At 56.6% G+C, this 21,341-nt stretch carries 17 protein-coding genes; 7 read left to right on the top strand and 10 right to left on the bottom strand.

Features of this window, described 5'->3' with window-relative positions:
• The first annotated feature begins 71 nt into the window (after positions 1 to 71).
• The 4 genes from AB3226_RS27190 to AB3226_RS27175 all read left to right on the top strand — a co-directional run bounded on the left by AB3226_RS27190 (position 72) and on the right by AB3226_RS27175 (position 4,235).
• Positions 72 to 1,451, top strand: a complete 1,380-nt coding sequence (locus AB3226_RS27190) for an MmgE/PrpD family protein (RefSeq protein ID WP_315865998.1) — start codon at positions 72 to 74, stop codon at positions 1,449 to 1,451.
• Positions 1,452 to 1,542: 91 nt separating this feature from the next.
• Positions 1,543 to 2,307, top strand: a complete 765-nt coding sequence (locus AB3226_RS27185; protein ID WP_048392982.1) for an SDR family NAD(P)-dependent oxidoreductase — start codon at positions 1,543 to 1,545, stop codon at positions 2,305 to 2,307.
• A gap of 176 nt (positions 2,308 to 2,483) precedes the next feature.
• Positions 2,484 to 3,338 (top strand): MFS transporter, encoded by an 855-nt coding sequence (locus AB3226_RS27180; protein ID WP_304575835.1) that lies wholly within the window; start codon positions 2,484 to 2,486, stop codon positions 3,336 to 3,338.
• Positions 3,339 to 4,235 carry an aldehyde dehydrogenase family protein gene (locus AB3226_RS27175; RefSeq protein WP_304575834.1) on the top strand — a complete coding sequence of 299 codons (897 nt, stop codon included), beginning with the start codon at positions 3,339 to 3,341 and terminating at the stop codon, positions 4,233 to 4,235.
• Positions 4,236 to 4,328: 93 nt separating this feature from the next.
• Here the strand turns inward: AB3226_RS27175 and AB3226_RS27170 are convergent, their stop codons facing one another.
• From AB3226_RS27170 to AB3226_RS27125, 10 genes are all read right to left on the bottom strand, one after another.
• Positions 4,329 to 5,351, bottom strand: a complete 1,023-nt coding sequence (locus AB3226_RS27170; protein ID WP_367375295.1) for an SMP-30/gluconolactonase/LRE family protein — start codon at positions 5,349 to 5,351, stop codon at positions 4,329 to 4,331.
• A gap of 130 nt (positions 5,352 to 5,481) precedes the next feature.
• Positions 5,482 to 6,855 carry an MFS transporter gene (locus AB3226_RS27165; RefSeq protein WP_048392973.1) on the bottom strand — a complete coding sequence of 458 codons (1,374 nt, stop codon included), beginning with the start codon at positions 6,853 to 6,855 and terminating at the stop codon, positions 5,482 to 5,484.
• A gap of 142 nt (positions 6,856 to 6,997) precedes the next feature.
• Entirely contained in the window at positions 6,998 to 7,741 is a 744-nt protein-coding gene (locus AB3226_RS27160) for an SDR family NAD(P)-dependent oxidoreductase (protein ID WP_304575832.1), read from the bottom strand.
• Between the two features lie 84 nt (positions 7,742 to 7,825).
• Positions 7,826 to 9,403, bottom strand: coding sequence for an aldehyde dehydrogenase (locus AB3226_RS27155; protein ID WP_367375294.1), 1,578 nt, complete (start codon positions 9,401 to 9,403; stop codon positions 7,826 to 7,828).
• 301 nt (positions 9,404 to 9,704) lie between these two features.
• Complete coding sequence (locus tag AB3226_RS27150) at positions 9,705 to 10,532, bottom strand: IclR family transcriptional regulator (protein WP_053078266.1); 828 nt, start codon at positions 10,530 to 10,532, stop codon at positions 9,705 to 9,707.
• A gap of 254 nt (positions 10,533 to 10,786) precedes the next feature.
• Entirely contained in the window at positions 10,787 to 11,077 is a 291-nt protein-coding gene (locus tag AB3226_RS27145) for a putative quinol monooxygenase (RefSeq protein ID WP_048392967.1), read from the bottom strand.
• Between the two features lie 55 nt (positions 11,078 to 11,132).
• Positions 11,133 to 12,545: an MmgE/PrpD family protein gene (locus AB3226_RS27140; protein ID WP_048392965.1), complete on the bottom strand. Its 1,413-nt coding sequence runs from the start codon at positions 12,543 to 12,545 to the stop codon at positions 11,133 to 11,135.
• Between the two features lie 69 nt (positions 12,546 to 12,614).
• A complete protein-coding gene (locus AB3226_RS27135) occupies positions 12,615 to 14,084 on the bottom strand; it encodes an NAD-dependent succinate-semialdehyde dehydrogenase (RefSeq protein ID WP_048392963.1) in 1,470 nt (489 codons plus the stop codon).
• Positions 14,085 to 14,128: 44 nt separating this feature from the next.
• Positions 14,129 to 15,766, bottom strand: a complete 1,638-nt coding sequence (locus AB3226_RS27130; RefSeq protein WP_048392960.1) for a GMC family oxidoreductase — start codon at positions 15,764 to 15,766, stop codon at positions 14,129 to 14,131.
• Between the two features lie 121 nt (positions 15,767 to 15,887).
• A complete protein-coding gene (locus tag AB3226_RS27125) occupies positions 15,888 to 16,736 on the bottom strand; it encodes an SMP-30/gluconolactonase/LRE family protein (protein ID WP_048392957.1) in 849 nt (282 codons plus the stop codon).
• A 750-nt stretch (positions 16,737 to 17,486) separates the two neighbouring features.
• Here AB3226_RS27125 and AB3226_RS27120 point away from each other — a divergent pair.
• From AB3226_RS27120 to AB3226_RS27110, 3 genes are read left to right on the top strand one after another with little or no spacing between them, the layout of a single operon-like run.
• Positions 17,487 to 18,485 (top strand): sugar ABC transporter substrate-binding protein, encoded by a 999-nt coding sequence (locus tag AB3226_RS27120; RefSeq protein WP_082157790.1) that lies wholly within the window; start codon positions 17,487 to 17,489, stop codon positions 18,483 to 18,485.
• A 47-nt stretch (positions 18,486 to 18,532) separates the two neighbouring features.
• Complete coding sequence (locus AB3226_RS27115) at positions 18,533 to 20,065, top strand: sugar ABC transporter ATP-binding protein (protein WP_048392955.1); 1,533 nt, start codon at positions 18,533 to 18,535, stop codon at positions 20,063 to 20,065.
• Positions 20,066 to 20,068: 3 nt separating this feature from the next.
• Positions 20,069 to 21,331 (top strand): ABC transporter permease, encoded by a 1,263-nt coding sequence (locus tag AB3226_RS27110; protein WP_218232077.1) that lies wholly within the window; start codon positions 20,069 to 20,071, stop codon positions 21,329 to 21,331.
• Positions 21,332 to 21,341: the final 10 nt, after the last annotated feature.

Genomic DNA, 21,341 nt, shown 5'->3' with positions numbered 1-21,341 from the left:
AGCCCACGGACGGGCTGCACAGGTGCTCAAGGAAGGTCCCAATAACAATTTCCCCGAGTGAAAGCGCCACTATGTCAACGATCGATTTAAGCCATGAAATTGCGCGTCATGTCGCTAATACCCGCTATGAAAATCTACCTGCTGAAGCCATTGAGGCGGCCAAAAAATCCATTCTGGACACCTTGGGCGTCATCCTTGCCGGCAGCGGAATGGAGCCTGCAGTCCAAGGCGTAGCCGATATCGTGCTGAACGGCGGCGGACGTCCAGACTGCTCCGTCCTGGGATTCAACAGCAAAGTTCCTGCCCCGATGGCCGCCTTCGCCAACGGGGTAATGGCCCACTGCTTGGATTACGACAACCAGACCCCATGGGGTGCGCACCCTGACAGTTCCGTGGTACCTGCCGTTCTCGCCATCGCACAGCACAAGGGCGGTGTCAGCGGCATGGACCTGATCACTGCGGTAGCCCTGGGCGAGGACCTTTTCGTCCGGCTGCGATGCAACGTGCGCTGGAAGCAGGATTGGAACCTCTCCTCTGTCCTCGGAGTGTTTTCCGCCGCCGCAGCTGCGGGCCAGATTCTGGGACTGAATGCAAAACAACTTGCTCATGCCCTCGGCATTGCGAGCATGCAGTCTGCCGGGACAATGGAAGTCATCTTCGGTATCGGCAGTGATCTGCGCGGCATGTACGCAGGGTTCACAGCCCAAGGCGCAGTGCTTGCAGCGCTGATGGCGGAGCGAGGGATAACTGGAATCAACGATCTGTTCGAAGGCAAGGCCGGCATTTTCAACGTCTACTTCGGCGGCGAATATGATCGCGCCAAAATGGTTGAAGGACTGGGCAAGACATTTTTTGGCGCTTCGATGATCTACAAAGCCTGGCCTGCGGTCGGCAACGTGCATACCTATATTCACGCAGCGATTGAAATGATGCGTGAACATTCCCTCAAGGCCAGCGAGATCGAGCAGATCTACGCCTACGTGGGCGACTTCCATATGCGCATGTGCACTCCCCTCGACGTGCGCCGCGCCCCGAAAACTCTCGTGGATGCGAAATTCAGTCTTCCTTACTGCGTTGCCTTGGCCCTGGCACGCGGGGAAATCCGAATCAGCGATTTCAATTCGGCAGCCTTGGCCGATCCGGAAGTGCTCGCTTTAGCGCAAAAAATCGTTCCGATTGAGGACAGTGATCTGGACTGGAAAGTGACGATCCCCGATGGCCGCCTGGAAATCCTCATGCGCGACGGCCGACGGCTGCAACGCAAGGGCGACAACGTCCCGGGCAGCCCGGAAACGCCATTGCCCTGGGATCGACTGATTTCAAAATTCCGGGACTGCGCTTCGGTCGCTGCACATCCTGTGGCACCGGATGCCATCGATGCGGCTGTGCAGATGGCGCGAAATCTGGAGTCTTTGGACGACTGCGCCAAATTGCTGAACGCACTGAGCTAACCGCAAAGGCTTCCTCCTCGGCAGCCGGACGTTCGACTGCTTTTCCCAACGTTGAAATCTAGTCACTCATCCAACAATAAGAGGTGCATTCATGAAACGGTTCGAAGGCAGAGCAGTTCTGATAACGGGCGCAGCCAGCGGGATTGGCGCGGCTTGCGTGCAACGCTTGTACGACGAAGGTGCAAGCGTCGCAATCGCGGACATCGATCAGGCTCGAATCAACGATATAGCGGCTCGGTTCGATGAACCCGAGCGGGTTTACGCAGCAGCACTCGATGTATCTGATCCCGAGCAGGCGAAAACATTTGTCGCTGAAGCTCAAAACAAGTTGGGCAACCTGCATGGGCTGATCAATTGTGCCGGGATCAAAGGTGTCGGCAACGTTCTCGACTGCGACCTGGAAAACTGGAAGAGAGTGATGGCGGTGAATCTGGATGGCACGTTCTTGATGTGCCAAGCCTTCGCACGCGCGGTCCGAGACGACAAGAGCCCGCGCGCGATCGTCAACATTTCCTCAGGTGCCGGCATCCTCGGCGTTCCGAATCGTTTGCCCTATGTCGCGTCGAAGTTTGGCGTTTCCGGCATCACCCGCACCATGGGCGCGGAACTCGGAGCCTTCGGAATCCGCGTGAATGCCATTGCACCTGGGATGATCCGCACTCCGTTCACCGCCTATATGTTCGAAGACCCCGAGAAGACCAAGCGCATTCGAGCAGCGCACGCGATCGGTCGCGAAGGCGAACCAGAAGAGATCGCAGCAGTCGCCGCGTTCCTGCTGACCGATGACGCAAGCTTCATGACTGGAGCGGTGGTCAGCGTCGACGGAGGCCAGACCGCCTGCATTCCGCCGGTGTAACGCCGGGCTAAAACCGGCACCTCCCGATGGCGTTTATCTATCAGAAACGCAGGGAGAGTGCCGTCAGCCCGGCGAACAATACGCATGCGAATCGCGGCCCCAAAAAGAGCCTTAGAAGACCTAAGCAATCCAGGCGCTGCGCAGAACAACGCTGAATAATAATAAGGGAGAACACCATGACAACTGCCGATGACACCGCGGCAAAAAAGGCATTTCGGCGACTGATGCCGTTAATGATTGTCTGCTATTTCGTCGCTTATCTGGATCGCGCAAACGTAGGATTCGCCGCACTTCACATGAGCAAAGACATCGGCCTCACCGCTGCCGCGTTTGGGCTGGGTGCCGGGCTGTTTTTCCTGACTTATTTTTTATTCGAGATCCCCTCCAATCTGATGCTGGCCCGCTATGGTGCACGACGTTGGATAGCGAGAATATTATTTACCTGGGGCCTGATGTCCGGGGCCATGGCCTTCGTTACCACGGATACGGAGTTCTATGCTCTGCGCCTGTTATTAGGCGCAGCAGAGGCAGGATTTTTCCCAGGAATCACTTACTTCGTGACACTCTGGTTCCCCGCCCGTTATCGCGCCCGGGTTATGGGAACGTTTCTGTGCGCAGCTCCAATATCGCTATCACTCGGGGGGCCGGTCTCCGGTGTGCTTCTGGAGCTCGACGGAACCCTCGGCATTCCAGGCTGGCGCTGGATGTTCTTTCTCGAGGCGCTGCCGGCGATTGTTCTTTCGTTCGTCGTTCTTCGGTATTTGACCGATCGCCCCCACGACGCAACCTGGCTATCTCCTCAAGAGAAACAAGCGTTGGCTGCACGTCTGGCCGAGGATGCCGACGCCTGCCCTCCTTTGCCCCATGACAGCCTGTTTCGTGCATTGACCAGCGCACGGGTTCTGCTGCTGGGGCTGGCCAACTTCGCGATCGTCGTAGGCGCCTATGGCGTAAGCTTTTTCCTTCCCAGGATCATCAAGGAATTTGGCCTTGGCGATCTGCAGACCGGATTAATTTCTGCCGTGCCTTAATTGCCGGATGGCGTCCTCAATGTGGTAACCGGACTTGGTTCGGATATCGGCGCGCCCCTCGTCGAGCACCCGGACGTTGCGATGGTCACCTTCACCGGCTCTGATCTGACCGGGACAAAGGTATACGAAACTGCTGCTCGCCATATGAAACGAGTCGCCCTGGAGCTGGGCGGTAAATCGCCTAATATTGTCTTCGAAGACGCTGACCTGGAGCTGGCCGTTGCCGGGGCGGTTTCCGGTATCTTCGGTGGCGGAGGTCAAATGTGCACGGCAGGCTCACGCCTGTTGGTGCAGAGTTCGATTCTTGAAACCTTCACTGAGCGGTTGCTCGAAAGCGCTCGGTCCGTGAGGCTCGGTAACCCCATGGATCCAGCCACCCAAATGGGTCCCATGTCCACCGCACCACAATACCGAAAAGTACTGGAATACATCGAGATCGCCCTGGGCGAAGGGGCGCATTGCATTCTGGGTGGCAAGCCCGCAACCGGACCCGGCCTCACGGGCGGCCAATTTGTCGAGCCCACAATATTTGTCGGCGTTTCAAACGGTATGCGTATCGCCCAGGAAGAAGTATTCGGTCCAGTCTTGTCCGTCATTGCCTTCGAAGACGAAGCCGAAGCTATTTCGATCGCGAACGACATCCCTTACGGATTGGCTGCAGGCGTTTGGACGCGCGATACTGGACGATTGTTCAGGATGTCCAAAGCACTGGAGGTTGGAACCGTCTGGGGTAACACTTACCGCACCTACAGCTACATGATGCCGTTTGGAGGCATGAAGCGTTCAGGCATCGGTCGCGAAATGGGGATCGAAGCCGTCGACGAGTTCCTGGAGACGAAAAGTCTCATGATCTCGATTGCAGATGCGCGTCCGGGTAACAATTTCATCCCACGCTAAAGCATGACCAAGTTGCTGTTTACCCACTCACTTGGGCGCTAGTCAAACTGGAAGCGGGCACTCAACAAAGCCGCTTCCAGCTCATGCCCCCCTTTACTGATGGGAAAACAGTGGAAGTGCCTGCGCAAACCCTCGCGCCCGGAAAATCATCGACCCTTGCCCCCAATCACCGTCGTTCGCCACAAGATACACTTCCCGGGTGCCTGGCTTGAGAGCCATGCTGGTAGAGAACAGGAAATGCCCCGTTTCTCTACCCGGTAGCAGAATCTGTCCGATTGGTAGACCGTTGGGATTAAGTACCAGTACGCGCCCCTGACTGTATTGCGCGACATAGACGTTGCCGTCTGCATCCACCCTCATCGAGTCAGGCGACGGCCCATGGAAGCGGTAAACCACCACCGCCCCGAACGGCGCAATTGACTGTGCGTCCTTTAGCTCAACGCGGTGCAGCAACCCCGTACCAAACTCTGTGACCCACAATCTCTTCCCATCCGGAGAGAGAGCTATGCCGTTGGCGTTCGCCATATTAGGCAGGATTGGCACAATGCTCTTGTGATCGGCTGGCACGTAATATACGCCGCCAGTGGGCTCCGTGGAGGTGCCCTTAAGGTCGGTAAAGTAGAAGCCGCCGTGAGCATCGAATACCAGATCATCGACCAGGAAACCCTTATTCGCGTCGATAATCACCTCAGGTTTTTTACCGTTGGCATCGTAGACCGTAAGATTGCCTGTATCGACGTAATTCCCCAGCCCGGCGACAAACAAGCGCCCGTCCTTGTGTATGGCGAGGCCCGCAGAACCACGCGCGTTTTTCGCCACCACCACCTGAAGCTGGCCTTGAGTGTCGACCTTCAGTACCTGTCCGCCTAATACTTCCACAAATAACAGATTGCCTTGGCGATCGAAGGCGGGTCCTTCCAGTTGCCATGCCTCGTCCGTCACTTTGAACCAAGGCTGCGCGGTGATTGTAAGCAGATCCTTTTCTGCTGCGGCTGTGGCGTAGAACTGTTGGCCCTGGGTCGGGTAGTTCAACGTGGGTAAGGTGTCCGAATTATCTGCCAGTGACAATCTGGAAGTCAGCGCTATGGCAAGGGCTACTAAGGTCGATTTCTGCATGGAACAACACCTCTGTACTTATTTTTGGAGTGGAGTGCCTGGGCCTGCGTACTTTGGATATGAGTGAATAAAACACAGGGACGTAAGCGCTTTTGACATACACCACGGTCCCAAGAATTTTCCTCTTCGTTCAGCTTGCCAAATCCCGCCCGCGGGTTTCTTTCACCAGAAACCGCACAGCCAACACCGCGATAAGTGCCAGCGTCATGAAGTAGAAAATAAAGGCATTGGGCGAAACATATGCCGTCAGCCATGACTTCATGTAGGGCGCGGTTCCGCCGAATATGACGGCTGAAACAGACGAGGGAATGCTGATCACCTGGGCCCGGACCCGGTTGGGGACCAGTTCACTCATAAAGGCGACCTCAGTGGAGGCCACCGCCGCGAAGAAGAACAAGCCGATCGCCATGGGCAGCAGAATCTGCAGAAAGCTTGGACCCAGTAAAAAATGTTGTAGCGGGTAAACGAGCAGGAAAATGGCCCCGAATCCAACTGTGTAGTTGAAGCGCCGCCCGCGACGGTCAGAGATATAAGCCCAGACGGGCAACATGAACAGGTACATGACCTGCGCGACGAGGACCGCCCAATAGGCATCCTTTGGCTTGGCCCCAAGCATGGTGATGGCGTAATCGCCAAAGGTTACGAGCATGGTGTATGAAGCGACATAATTGGCGGGCCAGATCAGGAACAAGATCAGCACCGTCTTTCTGTATCGCCAGACATTTCGCCAATAGCCGTTATCCTCGAGATTCGCCTGGTGCTTGGCATCCTCGTAGGTGGACGATTCGTCCATTCCGTGGCGCAGGAATACCGTCAAAAGCCCATACAGAACGCCAATCGCGAAGGGAATGCGCCAGCCCCAGCCCTGCATGTCTTCTGCACTGAGGACCGAGCTGAGGATCGCGCCGAACAGCGTTCCTTGGATGATGCCAAGAATCAGTCCGATCGGATAAGCGCAGCTCTGCAGCGTTCGCCATTTAGGGTCGGCCATTTCGCCCACATAGACGAACGCCGAGATACTCTCCATCCCATGGGCAAGCCCCTGCATCAGCCGAGCCGCCACAAGCACAAACGCCGCAGTGGCCCCGATGGAACCGTAGGTCGGGGCGCAGGCGATGACCAAGCTGCCCAGGGTGGCAAGCATCAAGGCGCACAGCATGATCGGCTTGCGTCCGAAACGGTCCGCCAGTCTGCCGGCCAGCATCGCTCCAACCGGCCGCGCGAGAAAGCCGATGGCGAAAATGCCGAGCACATTGAGCGACGCGGCAAGCGCGCTGTCCTGAGGGAAAAACAACCTGGAAAAATAAGGAGCGAACGTCGCATAGACGACGAAATCGTAATACTCGAACGAAACCCCCAGCACGCCTCGAATCAGCGATTTTCGACGAGCCTTTTCAGCCGACAAGGTTGCGTCCGAGGGGCGGATCGGATGTTGTTCTTCAATAGGTTTTGCGTAACGCGGAGATGAGTCGGCCGTCTGGCCAAAGGAGTCTGTACCTGCCATTTTTATTGTCCTTGTGATGACCGTAAGACGGCCGCCTTCCATCGCGAAAGACGGCATCCAGGGATACTTCACTCACTGATGATCGATCCAGCTGGCGGGCACGTTGCCAGCCGGCACCCACGTGCCCTGATGTCGCTACCTCTCAATGAAAGGAACGACCACCGTCAACGGCCAACGCCGTACCGGTGACGTAGGAAGATTCCGTAGAGGTCAAGAAGAGGATGGCCGCGGCGATCTCCGATGCATCGGCCAAACGCTTGAGTGCGTAATTGCTGACGTTGGCCCGGTAGCCGTCCGCCATCGGCGTGTCCACCATGCCTGGGCAGACGCTGTTGACCCGCACCCGTGGCGCCAACTCCGCTGCCATGCATCGTGTCAGGTTGATCACTCCACCTTTGGATGCCGCATAGGCGGTAAGGCCCGGCGCATTGGGTAGCAGGCCCGCCGCTGAGGCAATGTTCACGATCGTTGCAAAGGGCTCATCCGTCATCCATCGCAGACAGTTGCGCGAAACGATGTAGGTGCCCACCAGGTTGATCTCGATCTGTTGACGAAACTCATCGGCAGGTACTTCAAGGATGGAGCCCTTGCCCATGATCCCGGCGGCGTTGACGACGCCGTCGATACCGCCCATGTCCCGCGCCGCTTGCTCAGTGACTTGCGCTACAGCCTTCTCGTCGCTGATATCGACAGCGAAGCAATGGCCCCTGCCCTTGAACGCCGAGTTCAATGCCTCGCCATTCCTGTCAAGCAACGCGACGCTGGCCCCTTCCACTAGAAAGCGCTCCGCTGTCGCTCGCCCGATACCCGATGCAGCGCCAGTGATTACGATTCGCCGTCCGTCCAGACGGGCGTGGCTGGATTGATGAGAAGCCTTATCGGTCATTTTCTTGTTTTCCTTTTTTGTTCTGTAAGGACAAACAGTCATGAGCGCTGATGTCGTCACTCGCTCATGCTGCTATCAGCCGGCTCAACGCGGAATGAAGTTGTTTTGCGGGCGTGCATCTGCGATGGAAATCATCAGGCTTTTGGTTTCGAGGAACTCATCCACCGCCTCGATGCCCATCTCCCGTCCTATGCCGGACTTTTTCATGCCGCCGAAGGGCATCGTGTAGCTGTAGGTGCGGTATGTGTTGCCCCAGACCGTTCCGACCTCGAGCGCCTTGGCCATGCGAAACACGCGACCAATGTCACGGGTCCACACCCCAGCTGTCAGCCCATAAGCAATGTCATTGGCGATGGAGACAGCTTCAGCCTCGTCCTCAAAGCCGATGACGGACAGCACCGGGCCGAATACCTCTTCCTGAGCAATGCGCATCGAATTGGATACGTGGGTAAAAATCGTCGGTTCGACGAACTGACCGCCGCGAATGCCCGGCCCACTGGCAGGCTGACCGCCGAATACGCAGCGCGCTCCTTCTGCCTTGGCTATCTCGATGTAATTGAGCACTTTCTGATATTGCGGAGCGGTGGACATGGGTCCCATCTGGGTGGCCGGGTCCATCGGATTGCCCAATTTTACCGAACGCGCACCGGCAATTAACTGCTCGGTAAAAGCCTCCAAGATAGAATTTTGAACCAATAGCCGGGAGCCGGCCGTGCACATCTGGCCGCCGCCGCCGAAGATACCGGAGACAGCTCCGGCCACAGCTAGCTCCAGGTCCGCATCGGCGAAAACGATATTGGGTGATTTGCCGCCCAGCTCCAGAGCGACTCGTTTCATGTGGCGAGCCGCGGTTTCGTAAACTTTGGCGCCCGTTGCGTCAGATCCGGTAAAGGTGACCATCGCAACGTCGGGGTGCTCAACGAGCGGAGCGCCAATGCCAAGGCCCAAGCCTGTGACCACATTCAGGACGCCGTCCGGCAGACCGGCTTCCTTGGTCAGCGCTGCGAACTCCAGCGAACTGACCGAAGAAAACTCCGAGGGTTTAACCACCACTGCGCAACCTGCGGCTAATGCGGGGGCACACTTAAGCGCCAAAAAATTCAAGGGCGCATTCCAAGCAGTCAACGCAAGCACCACCCCAACCGGTTCCCGGGTAGTCATCGCAACGATGCCTTCTTTCTCGATCGGCATCACGGAGCCTTGGATCTTGTCGGCAAGGCCCGCGTAGTAATACCAAATCTCCGCCACGTTGCTGATCGCGCCGCGCATTTCCGCCAGCAACTTGCCGTTGTCGCGCACCTCAAGTTCGGCCAGACGATCAGCATTCTCCAAGGTCAGGTCACCGATACGCCGCATGATTTTTCCACGCTGGGTTGCGCTCATGCTTGCCCAGGGCCCGGACGTCATCGCGCGTTTGGCCGCAGACACCGCCGCGTCGGCATCAACTGCCACTCCCAGGGGAATTCTTGCCCATGCCTCGCCCAGATAAGGGTCCAGGGTGTCCATCCATTCGCACCCCGCCGGCTCTTGGTAAGCTCCATCAATCCAATGTGCGTAGGTCTTCAACTGCCATTCTCCTTTCTGCTGGTTTGCGCCCTTGCAAAGGTGCGCGAAAATGCCGCACAGCAAAATAAAACTATCTCGCATAGTGGGATAAATCAACAATAAATCTATAGCTGACTTTATTGCCGTCGAGTTCAATATCGTAGGATCAGACAGGAACGATCCTGTCTGACTACGTTAAAAACAGGTGCAAGCACGCAATGGCGCACCGAAGACTCGGTGTTCCGGAGGGCGGGAAAAGCGATCAGTGGGAGGGAAGTAAACCGATAGACGGTGGCTTACGAGCAAAACTCTCTTAGTGGTAACGACCCATCCAGGCGGCCAGAATCAGGCGCCTGGATTCACGTAAGAAGGATGACCTTGGCTGGTCGGAGAGACCATTCACTCTGAGTTGGAACGGCTAGATGTTTACTTCTGCCTGGGCAAGGCGACTGGAGATCTCTCGCGCCGCGCGCTTGACAGATACCACCGCACGCTTGACGTCGACATCGCGCCGCTCCTTTTCATCCCAAGCAACGCCAATACTGCCCAAGACGATATTGCTCTCATTGATAATAGGCGCCGCCACACCATAGACACCGGGATTGAATTCGCCCTTGGTGATGAGATAGCCGTCTTTTTTGATTTTGCTGAGCGTGCTCCGGAACTCCTCCCATGTGTCGCCTAGGCCCGCTCGCTGTATATCGGGTTGCGCACGGCTATAAAGGCTTTTGAGCCGATGATGAGGGAAATAAGCAAGGATGACCTTGGACACGGCGCCTTGGAACAGTGGCCTGCGCTGCCCACGTCGAAAGCGATTTTCGGGACTCAGAGGCGCACGATGCTCCCGAATACATAGCACCGAGTCCCTGAACGCCGTACACAAGAGCGCCGAGTGACCGATCGTATCGACCAATTCCTCCAGCACACCCTTACTGGCCTGCAGCAGCGGATCGGTATTACGGATTTGTAAGTCCAGCTCGATAATGCGCGAACCCAATACGTAGTTGCCATTTCCAACGGTACTTAGCAAACCTGCAGAGTGCAGCGCCTTGATGTAGCGATACCCTGTAGACCGAGAGGTTTCGAGTGCTTCGATGATGGCAGTGGTCGATAACACAGCCTGATTGGAACTGAACAGATCGAGGATGCTGAGCATCTTTGTAAGACTGCTCGCGCCGTCGCGAGCATGCTCTTCTCTCTCGTCTTCAATGGCCGGGTTTTCCCCCTGAAGCGCTTCTATGTCCATTACCCACTCTATCCTACGTTAAAGGGTCCCTCGGAATACCTCAGGCCCCCGTGAAAACCATGATTGCGTTGCGCGCAATTCGGAGTGCGCTGGCTTTTGATCATAGTCTCAAATTGTAGGATCGAGCAAGAAACAGACAAACAACAAAAACTTTAATCCCATAATATGAATAAAATTCGAGATACACAGGAAAAGCCCGAAGTGACGATTGAACGTCATCGGGCTTGCCCTTAACGGCTCGTTTGACCTGTTGCCTATTTGTGGAAGGACAAAGGATGAAAGAAGTTTTCTTCGATCAAACCTTCTGTTTTTCGCAGAAACTCTTTCACATGCGGTGCGTGCACATGAGCCTCGAAATCCTCGTAGGTTTCCCATTCCTCGATGAACACGAAGCGTCTCGGCTCAGTGCGATCACAGTACATTTCATACTGGATCATGCCCTTTTCCTGATGAACAGGCTCGATCAACGCTTCAAGCGCCGCCTTTACCGCATCCAGATGTTCAGGCTTGGCCAGCGTTACAGCTACGCAGTGCACTCTTTCCATCGTACGGACCTCATTTTTGTGGTTCTTCAAAATAGGCTGCGCAGGTATCAACCCGTCATTGCAACGTGCGCATCAACTCGGCAACATCCTCGACGTCTTCCAGTAACTGCACCAGCCGCTGGACTTCTGCAATCCTGTGAGAGCTCAACGGACTCACCGCCACCGCTGCGCATTCGGCGAATTTCGAACAGAGATCGGCCCAGGTCATTGGGTTGTCCGCATTACCGGGAATATGGGTACCGGACCTTTCCCAGCGACGACCATCCGCTGCTACCACTTCGACACGCCCTAGTGGCAGTTCCAGCTTCCAGTCCAGTGACGCATCGGCGACCAAGGAAATTTTGTTGGCGGTGGCCAGGACCTTCGTATCACGCAGGCCCGACTCGGTGAAATCCAGCACACTCATGCCACGACGCACAGCTGCAACCGCGACGAGAAAAGGTAGGCTGAACTTCGCATCCGCCAACGTCGCCGGCGCCTTGCGTACGTCCAGCGGCTCGCACATGAGCGCGTGATAGTCGCCCACGAACAACCGGATTTCGGCGATATCGTCGGGCGCAAGATCGTTGTCCGAAACAATGTCGATAATTGCTTTCATATGACTGTGCGCGGTACCCACCGAGGGCCAGCGCTTGTACAAGGTGACGCTACCCTTGTAGTCGACACCGATATCCTCAAGGATTTTGTCTCGATCGTAACGGCCGTCGAAATAGGTGTTGAAAAACCCGTACCCGCCTTCAAAAAGACAATCGATACCAGGCACGCCTTTTTCCGCCATGAGCGCTGCTAGCACTGCGCCTTTGGCCGAAAAGCCGGCATATAAGCCGCGCAGGTCGCTACCCGTACCACACACCATCTCCATGATGCCCGAACACTGCATACTGGCGATGCCCAGGGCGTTGGCGGTCTGCTTCGCATTGAAGCCCATGACGCGCCCGGCAGCCGCGGTGGCAGCAAACACCCCCATAACAGTGGACAGGTTCCAGTCTTTCTTCCAACCGACATTGCACCGCAGTCGCGCAAAGATGTCCTGCCCGGCAGCCACGGCGGCAATCATGTCCTTGCCAGTCACGCCCCCCTTACGTTCGGCCAAGGCAAACACCGCTGGAATGATCGAGCTCGCCGCGTGCTGCCCCCAAGGTGTTTGATCGTCGTAGTCCAGGCAGTGCGCCAGCGCCCCGTTGGCCAGGGCCGCCATCGTCGCTGGGACGCGCCCCCCAAAGCCCAGAATCGACGCCTGGGGGGTACCTGCAGACTCCTTGACCACCTCGATGACCCCCAATACCGCAGGCTCCATCCCGCTCGCGGCGAGCATTACCCCAAAGGTATCGAGAATGCTTTTCTTCGCGGCTTCGCGTGCGGCCTCAGGCAAGTCTTCGTAACGCAGCCCGGCCGCCAATGCAGAGAAGTGATGGACGATGTCGGCGCTTATGGCCACGTGTTTCGCATTGAATATCTGTTCTGACATGAAACGGTCTCCCGTCGCTGCAACCAAAATCACGGCCCCGTACGCTGATCACAAGCTGGGGCCCCTTGCTTAGACGCGGACCGTCTTTTGCAGCACTGTCTTGCTGACCATGTAGGACTCAAGACTCCACGGCCCCCCTTCTCGACCAATCCCACTGTCCCTCATACCCCCGAACGGCGTATCGGGATCCGGCGCACCGAAATGGTTGATCGACAGAACTCCCAGGTCCAATTCGCGACTCAGCCGCTCGGCCTCCTCGAGAGTATTGGTGAAAGCAAACGCGGCTAAGCCCACGGAAAGGCTGTTGGAGATTTCGATCGCCTCATCAAGGGTCTTGAACGGGACGGCCACCGCGACCGGACCAAACGGCTCTTCGCGCATGATTTCGCAATCGAGCGGGGTATCGACCAGCAGCGTTGGCGCAAAAAAGTAGCCACGATCACCGACGCGATGACCACCCACGGCAGCCTTGCCACCGCGCTCGAGCGCGTCATCGACGAAATGCTGCATTGCCGCCAGCCGTCGCCCGCTGGTGACGGGTCCCATATCTGCCTTGAGGTCTAGCCCATCAGCGACACGCACCTGCTGCGCCGCTGCAACGAACCCAGCGACAAATTCCTCGTAAAGACTTTCGTGAACCAGGAAACGTCCCGGCGCGGCGCACCACTGAGAATTGATACGGATCTTGCTTTTGAGCGCCATCTTGCCGATTTCGCTCGCATCAACCCCAGCACAGACAATCACCGGCGCATGACCACCAAGCTCCATCAGCACCGGTTTCATAGCGGCTCCCGCCAAGGCGCTGAGGTGTTTCCCCACGCCGACCGAGCCAGTCAGCGTGACCATGCGAGTCACTGGAGAGTCAATCAGCGCCAGGGAAACCTCGGCGGGGTTACCAAACACCAGATTCAGGACTCCCTTGGGCAAGCCGGCCTGCTCGAAACATTGAACCATGGCGACAGCCGCCCCAGGCGTTTCTTCCGGAGCCTTCAGGATAATCGAGCAACCCGAACATAACGCGCCGCTGATTTTTCGACCTGGCGCGCTAAGCGGCACATTCCAAGGGGTGAAGGCAGCTACCGGCCCGATCGGTTGGCGTAGAATCAGCTTTTGCATCTGCGCTTCGCCCGGAACAATGGTGCCGTAAGCACGTAACGCCTGCGCCATGTCCCAATCAAAGAAGCTCGCCGAGCGTTCAACTTCGGCCCGCGCATCTGCGATCAACTTGCCATTCTCACGGGTAATGATCTGTGCGATTTCCTCGGCGCGCTCACGCACGCCAGCGATGGCACGAGCAATAATAAGGTTGCGCTCAACCGGTGGCGTCGCTCGCCATACCTTAAACCCCCGCTCCGCAGCGACCAATACGCGCTTCAAATCTTCGGAGTTGGCGCCGGGTACCGTAGTGAGCACGGCTTCGGTGCTTGGATTGCGGACTTCGAAACATGATGGACGATCAAAAATCCATTCACCATCGATGAACAAGCCAACTTGCGGATGCGTAGCATCGGCGACGTGACTTTGAGTTTCTGTGGACATGGGATTTTCCTCTGCAAGTGGCGACACGGTGTTCACCGACTCGCTCAATTAGTTTCGGCCAGGGAGCTGCTTGCGCGGCGCGCCAGCGCATCTTCACGAATCAGGTCGGCGGCTTTCACACCTATCATGATGGACGGCGCATTGGTGTTGCCCGACGTGATGAATGGCATGATCGAAGCATCTACCACCCGCAGTCGCTCGATACCACGGACACGCAGTCGTTCGTCCACCACCGCCATGGCGTCGTTACCCATCTTGCAGGTGCCGCCCTGGTGGTGGGCCGAGTTGCCGGTTTCGACCAGGTAGTTATAAATATCTTCATCCGTACGGACATGGGGCCCCGGCAGTTCTTCGGCGACCACCCGGGACTTGATGGGCTCGCTGTTCATGATTTTGCGTATCCAGCGCACACCACTGATCACGGCATTGACGTCGTAATCGCTGCTCAGGAAATTGGGTGTGTAATCGGCCGGGTCCGACGGGTTGGTCGAACGCAACGTCACTGTTCCCGTGGTGCTGGGACGCAACTGATAGACCGACACCCCGAGGCCAGGATGCTTTTCAACGTCAACCGTGCCGTCAGGGAAGTATTGAAAGGTCATGGGCCTGAAGCTGATTTGGAGATCAGCATAGTCCTCGTCCGGGCTACTTTTAACGAACGCCGCTACCTGGGAAGAGCCGAGGGCAAGATAACCTTTGCGGGTCATCAGGTAACGAAAGCCTTCCCAGTACTTTCGCAGGCCTACGAGGTTGGCGTTGTACGAACTGTCTGGGGTGCAACGCCAACCTGTGTGAATATAGAAGTGATCCTGCAGGTTCTGCCCCACCCCCGGGGAATCCAGGACCACAGGTATCGCGTGCTTTTCCAGTTCAGCCCGTGGGCCAACACCCGATAGCATGAGCATCTGCGGAGTCTTCAGTGAACCCGCTGACAAGATCACCTCACGCGCCGCATAGATCCTTTCCAAACGACCGCCCTTCAAAACCTCTACGCCGACGGCGGTGCGTCCATCGAATAAAACGCGCTGCAGTTCGCATCCGGTTCGAACCGTCAGGTTCGGTCGTTCAATGACCGGCTCGATAAATGCCCGGTAAGTCGACATCCGCTGTCCGTCCTGGATGTTATGCTGCATGAAACCCACGCCATCATGCACAGCGCCGTTCATGTCCTCGGTCACCGGGATGCCGATACGGTTCGCGGCCTCTATAAAGTCGTAGCTACTCTTTTCCTTGACGATCGGATCGCTGATCCATAGCGGACCATTCGCTCCCCGGTATCGGTCGCCGCCCCGCTCGAAATTCTCCATTTTTTTGAAGTAGGGCAAAACATCTTCATAGCCCCAGCCTGGGTTGCCCAGGGCACGCCAGCCGTCAAAATCTTTCTGATGCCCGCGAATGAATACCATGCCGTTGATGGAGCTGGATCCACCGAGCAATTTGCCTCGAGGCCAGTACATTTCGCGCCCTTGGAGCTTGTCCATCGGCGCGGTGCGAAAGTTCCAGTTCAACAGCTTGTTAAAATACAGCTTGCCCATTCCTGCCGGCGTGTTGACCCAGAAACGATCTGCCGCGGGACCCGCCTCGATTAGCAGGACGCTGTTCTGTGGGTCGTCAGACAAGCCGCGCGCAACCGGACAGCCGGAAGATCCAGCACCGACAACGATGTAATCATAAATCTGCATTGACCCTATTCCTCGCTCTTTCAAACCTGGTAGCAACGAACAGGCGATGCCTGCCCGGGCTCAACCATGGGATGCCCTAACCGCAAACCGTTGTTATCAGCAGCCGATCTGGCTTCGTTGTTCAGGATCCAGCACGAGGAATGTCGACTTGCACTTGGTTAAGCGCCCCAAGTCGCTTGCGCGCTTGCTGGTCAGGGATCGTGCCATCATAGGTAGTAATAAAGAGGGTATGGCCGTCCTCACCGCCCAGTTCGCAGGCAACGGCGCTACCTGGGAAATGCAAACGATGTGTGATTTCCCCTCCCTCCAAGACCCGCAAAACTTCCCCTGTATTGAACGAGCAAACCCAAACACCGCCTTCTGCATCGGCGCACATACCGTCCGGCTCTCGTCCTGCGATGTCGGCAAATAGCCGGCGATTGGACAAAGATCCATCCAGCGCACGATCAAATGCCGTCAGCCGGCCGCGCCAGGTTTCTGCGACCACCAGCGTTCGCCCATGATTAAGAATTACCGCGCCATTGGGGAATTCGACGCCATCGCTACCGTGGCTGACGGTGCCATCCAGCTCGACGATATGGAGAGAGGTTTCGCGCTTCTCTTCGCCCATGAACAGGTCATAGCCAAAATTGCCGACATAGAGACAGCCATTGTCGGCCACCGCGAAATCATTCAAATCACCAGTGGCCCACTTCGAGAGGTCAGCGTGTACAAGCAACTCTCCATCCACCAGCTTCAATATCTGGCGAGCGACGGATGACACGATAAGAGGAGTTCCATCAGACAGGAATCCGAGACTATTAGGCCGCGGTGGCAAATTGTCTTTCAGCACAAGCCGGCGCCCGCTCACGTCGACTTGGTAGAGAATCGAGTCAAAGACGTCTGGCACCCACAGGCAACCGTCGTACCACCGAGGAGCCTCAAGGAAGACGAAATCATCAGCGAAGCGATGCGCCTTTAGCTCTTGCATGTTCTGCCTGCCCTTTCTTTTATTTTTAGATGAAAAACGGTAGAGCGAATGCGATCTGTGCAGACCACCGAGCGAAGCCCAATGAAAACCACCTGCTGTCACAAACCCTATCGAACAATAAAAATTGTGTCAATAAATGGGATTAATTAATTTACAGACATCCAAAGCTGGCCTGTAAATCCGGCAAACAGGTGAGTTCTGCGTAGGTTATCGGCATCGTGGACGGCTCATTATCATTGTCCTCAAAGGCCCGGCGAGACGCCTGAAGCCACACATCACTCGTGCTTCGGTGTGATCGTAAAACATGATTGGGTTGCCTGTTCCCAAGGCTTGGCACCTTAATCGTTGGGAATGACTGTAGGACTCCCGACGCCAACCGCCTCTTACAAATAGCGAGCGCTCCGATGGTGCAGCGATTCGGCGCGGCGCTGTGCCCCGCCAGACGGTAGACCCGAACCAGGAAATGATCTAATCAAAATCTGTTGCGCAATCCCACAATCAGGGATATGTTGATTTTGAGCAACGCAAAATTGACTCGAATGTGCCTAGCGAGAAATCCACCCTCCAACCGGTAGGGCAGGTATTCACGCAAAAGCGCCTGCAGATCGGATGAATGTGTCGTGCGCATCACGGCGGTTCGCCCTCTGAGTTTCGTGATTGGAAATGCGTGCTTTACCAAGGCAAAACCAAGAAAGACCTGACGCAAAACACAAAAACAACAACGTTTCGACAAGTTTCAGGGAGCTATAAATGCCGAATAAGAATTTCAGCGTGCGCCAAAACCACGCTATCCGTGCGCTTTTCAAACACATGATCCCCGCCGTCCTGGCAGTGACTGCCACCGTCAGTAACGCTGCCGAGCTGACCTTCGGCTATGTTCCAGGCAACCTCGCCTATCCCTACAACGTAGCGACCGCTAAGGGCTTCGAAGCCGCAGCCAAAGCTGCCGGCGTAAAAGCAGTCATCATCGACCCGCGAGGCAGCGTCGAGAAGCAGGGCAATGCGCTCGACGACATGATCGCGCAGCGCGTCGACGCTATCGGTTTTCTGCCCCTGGATTCGGTGGTGGCGCAATCTTTCGTCGACAAGATCGTAGACCACGACATTCCCGTGGCTGCGGTTGCCGTGATGGTAGGTGACCCTCAGGAACGGGCGATCAACAAGCCCTACGAACAACTTGTTGCCTTGGTTACCACCGATGACATCCGCGCTGGCGAAGTGGCCGGTGAGCACGCAGCGACGCTGTTGCCTAAAGACCGTGTCGCAAAAATCGCAGTCGTCGAAGGCGTACCTGGCTACGCCGTGGTCAAGCAGCTCACCGAGGGCTTCAAGACGGGCCTGAAAAAAGCCGGCGCGAAATATGAAATTGTTGCGTCTCAGCCCACCGACTGGACGCCTGAGCAGGGCGAGCGCGTTTGCCAGAACATGCTGACTGCCCATCCAGACCTCGACCTCATCTTTAGTCAGGCCGAGGACATGGCCATTGGTTGCGCACGCGCCTTGGCTGCCCAAGGTTCAGAAATCGCCCTGGTCGCAACAGGGGGCGGTTCCAAGGTCGGGTCTACCGGGATCGCGGCTGGCGAAATCAATGCATCGGTCTGTGTGCGTCCCAAGCTGCTCGGCGAACTTCTCTTCAAGTCTCTTTATGAGTCTGTGACCCATCCGGAAACACCGAAAGGCAAGTACGTGACCTACGACCTGCCATTGCTGACCAAAGACACGCTCAACGCCTGCCCCGACAAGTGGTAAGCCGCTTTATATAAGCCGATAACAAAGAACAAAAACGGATTATCGAGATGACTCATCAAGAAACGCTTCTCATGCGGCTCCAAGGGGTTGCGAAAGAATACCCAAACGGGACTGTCGCACTGCGCGGCGTCGATCTCGACATTGCGAGGGGCAAGGTTCACGGATTGCTTGGCGCCAACGGCGCTGGCAAGTCGACCCTGATAAAGATCCTGTCCGGCGCGAATGCTCCCACGAGCGGTGAAATTGTCTGGCGCGGCAAGCCAGTGACGTGGGCGAGTCCAAAGGTGGCCAACGACATGGGCGTAGCCACCATCCACCAACATATACCGCTCGTGCCCACCCTCTCCGTGATCGAAAACGTCTTTCTCGGAAAGAACGGCACGTGGCGCTATCCCAATTCGATGCGCGAGCGCTTTGATGAGCTCTGCCAGCGCGTCGGCTACAGACTGGATGCCGATAGCAAGGTGTGCGACCTCTCGATAGGTCAGCGCCAGATGGCAGCGATTTACCAAGCCTTTGCCACGGGTGCGGACTTGATTGTCATGGACGAGCCAACCGCCTCTCTGGCTACAGAGGAGCGGGAAATTGTCTATGACACTGTCCGCCGCCTGTCAAAAGTAGAAAACAAAGCGATTCTCTTCGTCTCGCACTTCCTGGACGAAGTCATAGCTCTGACAGACTGCGTCACGGTCCTGCGTGATGGGGTCGCAGCCATGCGAGCCAACACCTGCGATCTGGACGAAAATCTTTTAGCCGAAGCCATTGTCGGCAAACCCATTGCCAAACAAGCGCGTGCGACCGCTCAACGCAACAGTTGCGCCGATCCATCCCGAACCGTGCTGGAACTGCAGAACGTCTCTTCCTCGGGCAAGCTGCACCCGATATCGCTGAAACTCGCAGCAGGCGAGGTCATAGGGATAGCTGGTCTTCTGGGCTCAGGTCGAAGCGAACTGCTGCACGCAGCATTCGGCGCCGACCCGCATGCCTCAGGCAAGGTCATACTCAATGGCCGGGAGATTGGGCGCAGCACCGGGGCTTCCGTGAAAGCAGGCATAGGCCTGGTGCCGGAAGATCGTATAAAGCAGGGCCTGGTACCGGATTTCGAGATCTGGCGTAACACTTCCCTGCCCGCCTTGAATTCCGTGTCGGCATTCAATTGCCTTCCCAACGAGCAACGTGAACTGAACCGTGGCTGGGATGCCATCCAACAACTCTCCATCAAGGCCAGTTCGCCTGACATTCTCGTCAGCGAACTCAGTGGCGGCAATGCCCAGAAGGTGACGATCGCGAAGTGGTTATTCAGCGACGTCAAGGTGCTTCTTTTGGACGAGCCAACCGCCGGCATCGATATCGGTGCAAAGACCGAGATCATCTTCCTGATCCGTCGGCTTGCCGCAGAAGGCAAAGCCATCATCGTCGTGTCGTCAGAGTTTGAAGAACTGCTCGCCGTCAGTGATCGCATCATCGTCATGCGCGATGGATGCTGTGTCGCGGAGCGCCCCGTCCATGAAACATCGGAACATGAACTGCTCCTGCTCGCTGGCGGTAAATGCGTTACTCCTGAAAGCAGAGGTCACTGAGCAATGGACAATCTAGCTATAGAGATAAAAACAATGAGTACAACAACTCAACCAAAAATCGAACCGGTGCGGCTCGCCAGTCAAAATGTAACACCGCCACCGCCCGCGCCTGTCTATCGTCAGGTTGATTGGCGACGCCTCTTCAGCCTGCGTGAAATGGGTGTCTATTATGCATTGCTGCTATTGCTGGTTGGCCTATCGTGTATCACGACTTACCTGGGGAAATCCAACTATCTCAGCGTTTTGAACATTACCAATATCGTCTATCAGTCCTCACTCATCGCCATTATGGCCGTGGCCATGACGGTCATATTGATCAGCGGTAATTTCGATTTGTCAGTCGCGTCGGTCGCGGCGCTTTCGGCCGCGATTCTTATCGGTTTCGCCGATCAGCTGGGCTTCTGGCCCGCATGCGCCTTTTCGATGACGGTCGCCATTTGCGCCGGCTTGCTGAACGGGTCCATCGTGCAATTCGTGGGTATCAATGCTTTTATTGTTACCCTCGGCACCATGACTGCGCTACGCGGCGCGGTTTTGATTTTCACTGACGGCCAATCTCTGTCTGTGCAAAAACCCGAAGTCATCGAAGCCATGAAAGCGTTCGAGTCGGGTCGCCTGGACGCTGGCGTGGTTGCAATCCTCCTGGGTGCGGTACTGCTCGGCATCAGCACCCTGCAAGCGGTGCGGGCACGAAAAGCGGCGAGACCCTTGACACCAGCCATGCTCGGAATGGCTCTGGGCGGCCTCTGCCTGCTAGCAATGAGCTGGGGCGCCGGGGGCAAAATCATGCTGCCGAAACCGGTCATCTACATGGCGATTTTCACCACCATCGTTTGGGTGACGCTGAGTTTCACCATGGTAGGCCGTCGCCTTTACGCCGTCGGCGGCAATGCCGAAGCCGCCCGCCTCTCCGGTATCAATGTTGTCCGTTACAAGTTGGTTGCCTTCGTGTTGTGCAGCGCCGCGGCGGGCTTTGCCGGGATCCTTTTTGCGAGCCGCCTGCGCTCCATCAACCCCGCAGCCCTGAGTGGTGCTGAATTGGCTGTTATCGCGGCGGCAATTCTGGGCGGCACTTCGCTGTTTGGCGGCGCCGGCAGTGTTATTAAAACCCTGGCTGGGGCACTGCTGCTTTACTCGCTCACCAACGGCTTCAACATCTTGAATCTGGGGGCGAATTATCAGGGGTTGATCGAGGGCATCGTGCTCATTGGTGCTGCCGCGCTATACACCGTTGGCAACAGCCGAAGCAAAGCCAAATCCAAGTGACCCTATGACC

This window comes from Pseudomonas lini, from assembly GCF_964063345.1.
GTDB lineage: Bacteria > Pseudomonadota > Gammaproteobacteria > Pseudomonadales > Pseudomonadaceae > Aquipseudomonas > Aquipseudomonas lini_B.
This window is presented reverse-complemented; position numbering and strand designations above follow the sequence as displayed.

Excerpts from the sequence above, each read along its gene's own strand:
- AB3226_RS27170 (WP_367375295.1), bottom strand. The coding sequence starts at position 5,351 with ATGCAGAAATCGACCTTAGTAGCCCTTGCCATAGCGCTGACTTCCAGA.
- AB3226_RS27140 (WP_048392965.1), bottom strand. The coding sequence starts at position 12,545 with ATGTCAGAACAGATATTCAATGCGAAACACGTGGCCATAAGCGCCGAC.
- AB3226_RS27120 (WP_082157790.1), top strand. The coding sequence starts at position 17,487 with ATGCCGAATAAGAATTTCAGCGTGCGCCAAAACCACGCTATCCGTGCG.
- AB3226_RS27180 (WP_304575835.1), top strand. The coding sequence starts at position 2,484 with ATGACAACTGCCGATGACACCGCGGCAAAAAAGGCATTTCGGCGACTG.
- AB3226_RS27160 (WP_304575832.1), bottom strand. The coding sequence starts at position 7,741 with ATGACCGATAAGGCTTCTCATCAATCCAGCCACGCCCGTCTGGACGGA.
- AB3226_RS27130 (WP_048392960.1), bottom strand. The coding sequence starts at position 15,766 with ATGCAGATTTATGATTACATCGTTGTCGGTGCTGGATCTTCCGGCTGT.
- AB3226_RS27190 (WP_315865998.1), top strand. The coding sequence starts at position 72 with ATGTCAACGATCGATTTAAGCCATGAAATTGCGCGTCATGTCGCTAAT.
- AB3226_RS27125 (WP_048392957.1), bottom strand. The coding sequence starts at position 16,736 with ATGCAAGAGCTAAAGGCGCATCGCTTCGCTGATGATTTCGTCTTCCTT.
- AB3226_RS27165 (WP_048392973.1), bottom strand. The coding sequence starts at position 6,855 with ATGGCAGGTACAGACTCCTTTGGCCAGACGGCCGACTCATCTCCGCGT.
- AB3226_RS27110 (WP_218232077.1), top strand. The coding sequence starts at position 20,069 with ATGGACAATCTAGCTATAGAGATAAAAACAATGAGTACAACAACTCAA.
- AB3226_RS27115 (WP_048392955.1), top strand. The coding sequence starts at position 18,533 with ATGACTCATCAAGAAACGCTTCTCATGCGGCTCCAAGGGGTTGCGAAA.
- AB3226_RS27150 (WP_053078266.1), bottom strand. The coding sequence starts at position 10,532 with ATGGACATAGAAGCGCTTCAGGGGGAAAACCCGGCCATTGAAGACGAG.
- AB3226_RS27185 (WP_048392982.1), top strand. The coding sequence starts at position 1,543 with ATGAAACGGTTCGAAGGCAGAGCAGTTCTGATAACGGGCGCAGCCAGC.
- AB3226_RS27145 (WP_048392967.1), bottom strand. The coding sequence starts at position 11,077 with ATGGAAAGAGTGCACTGCGTAGCTGTAACGCTGGCCAAGCCTGAACAT.
- AB3226_RS27135 (WP_048392963.1), bottom strand. The coding sequence starts at position 14,084 with ATGTCCACAGAAACTCAAAGTCACGTCGCCGATGCTACGCATCCGCAA.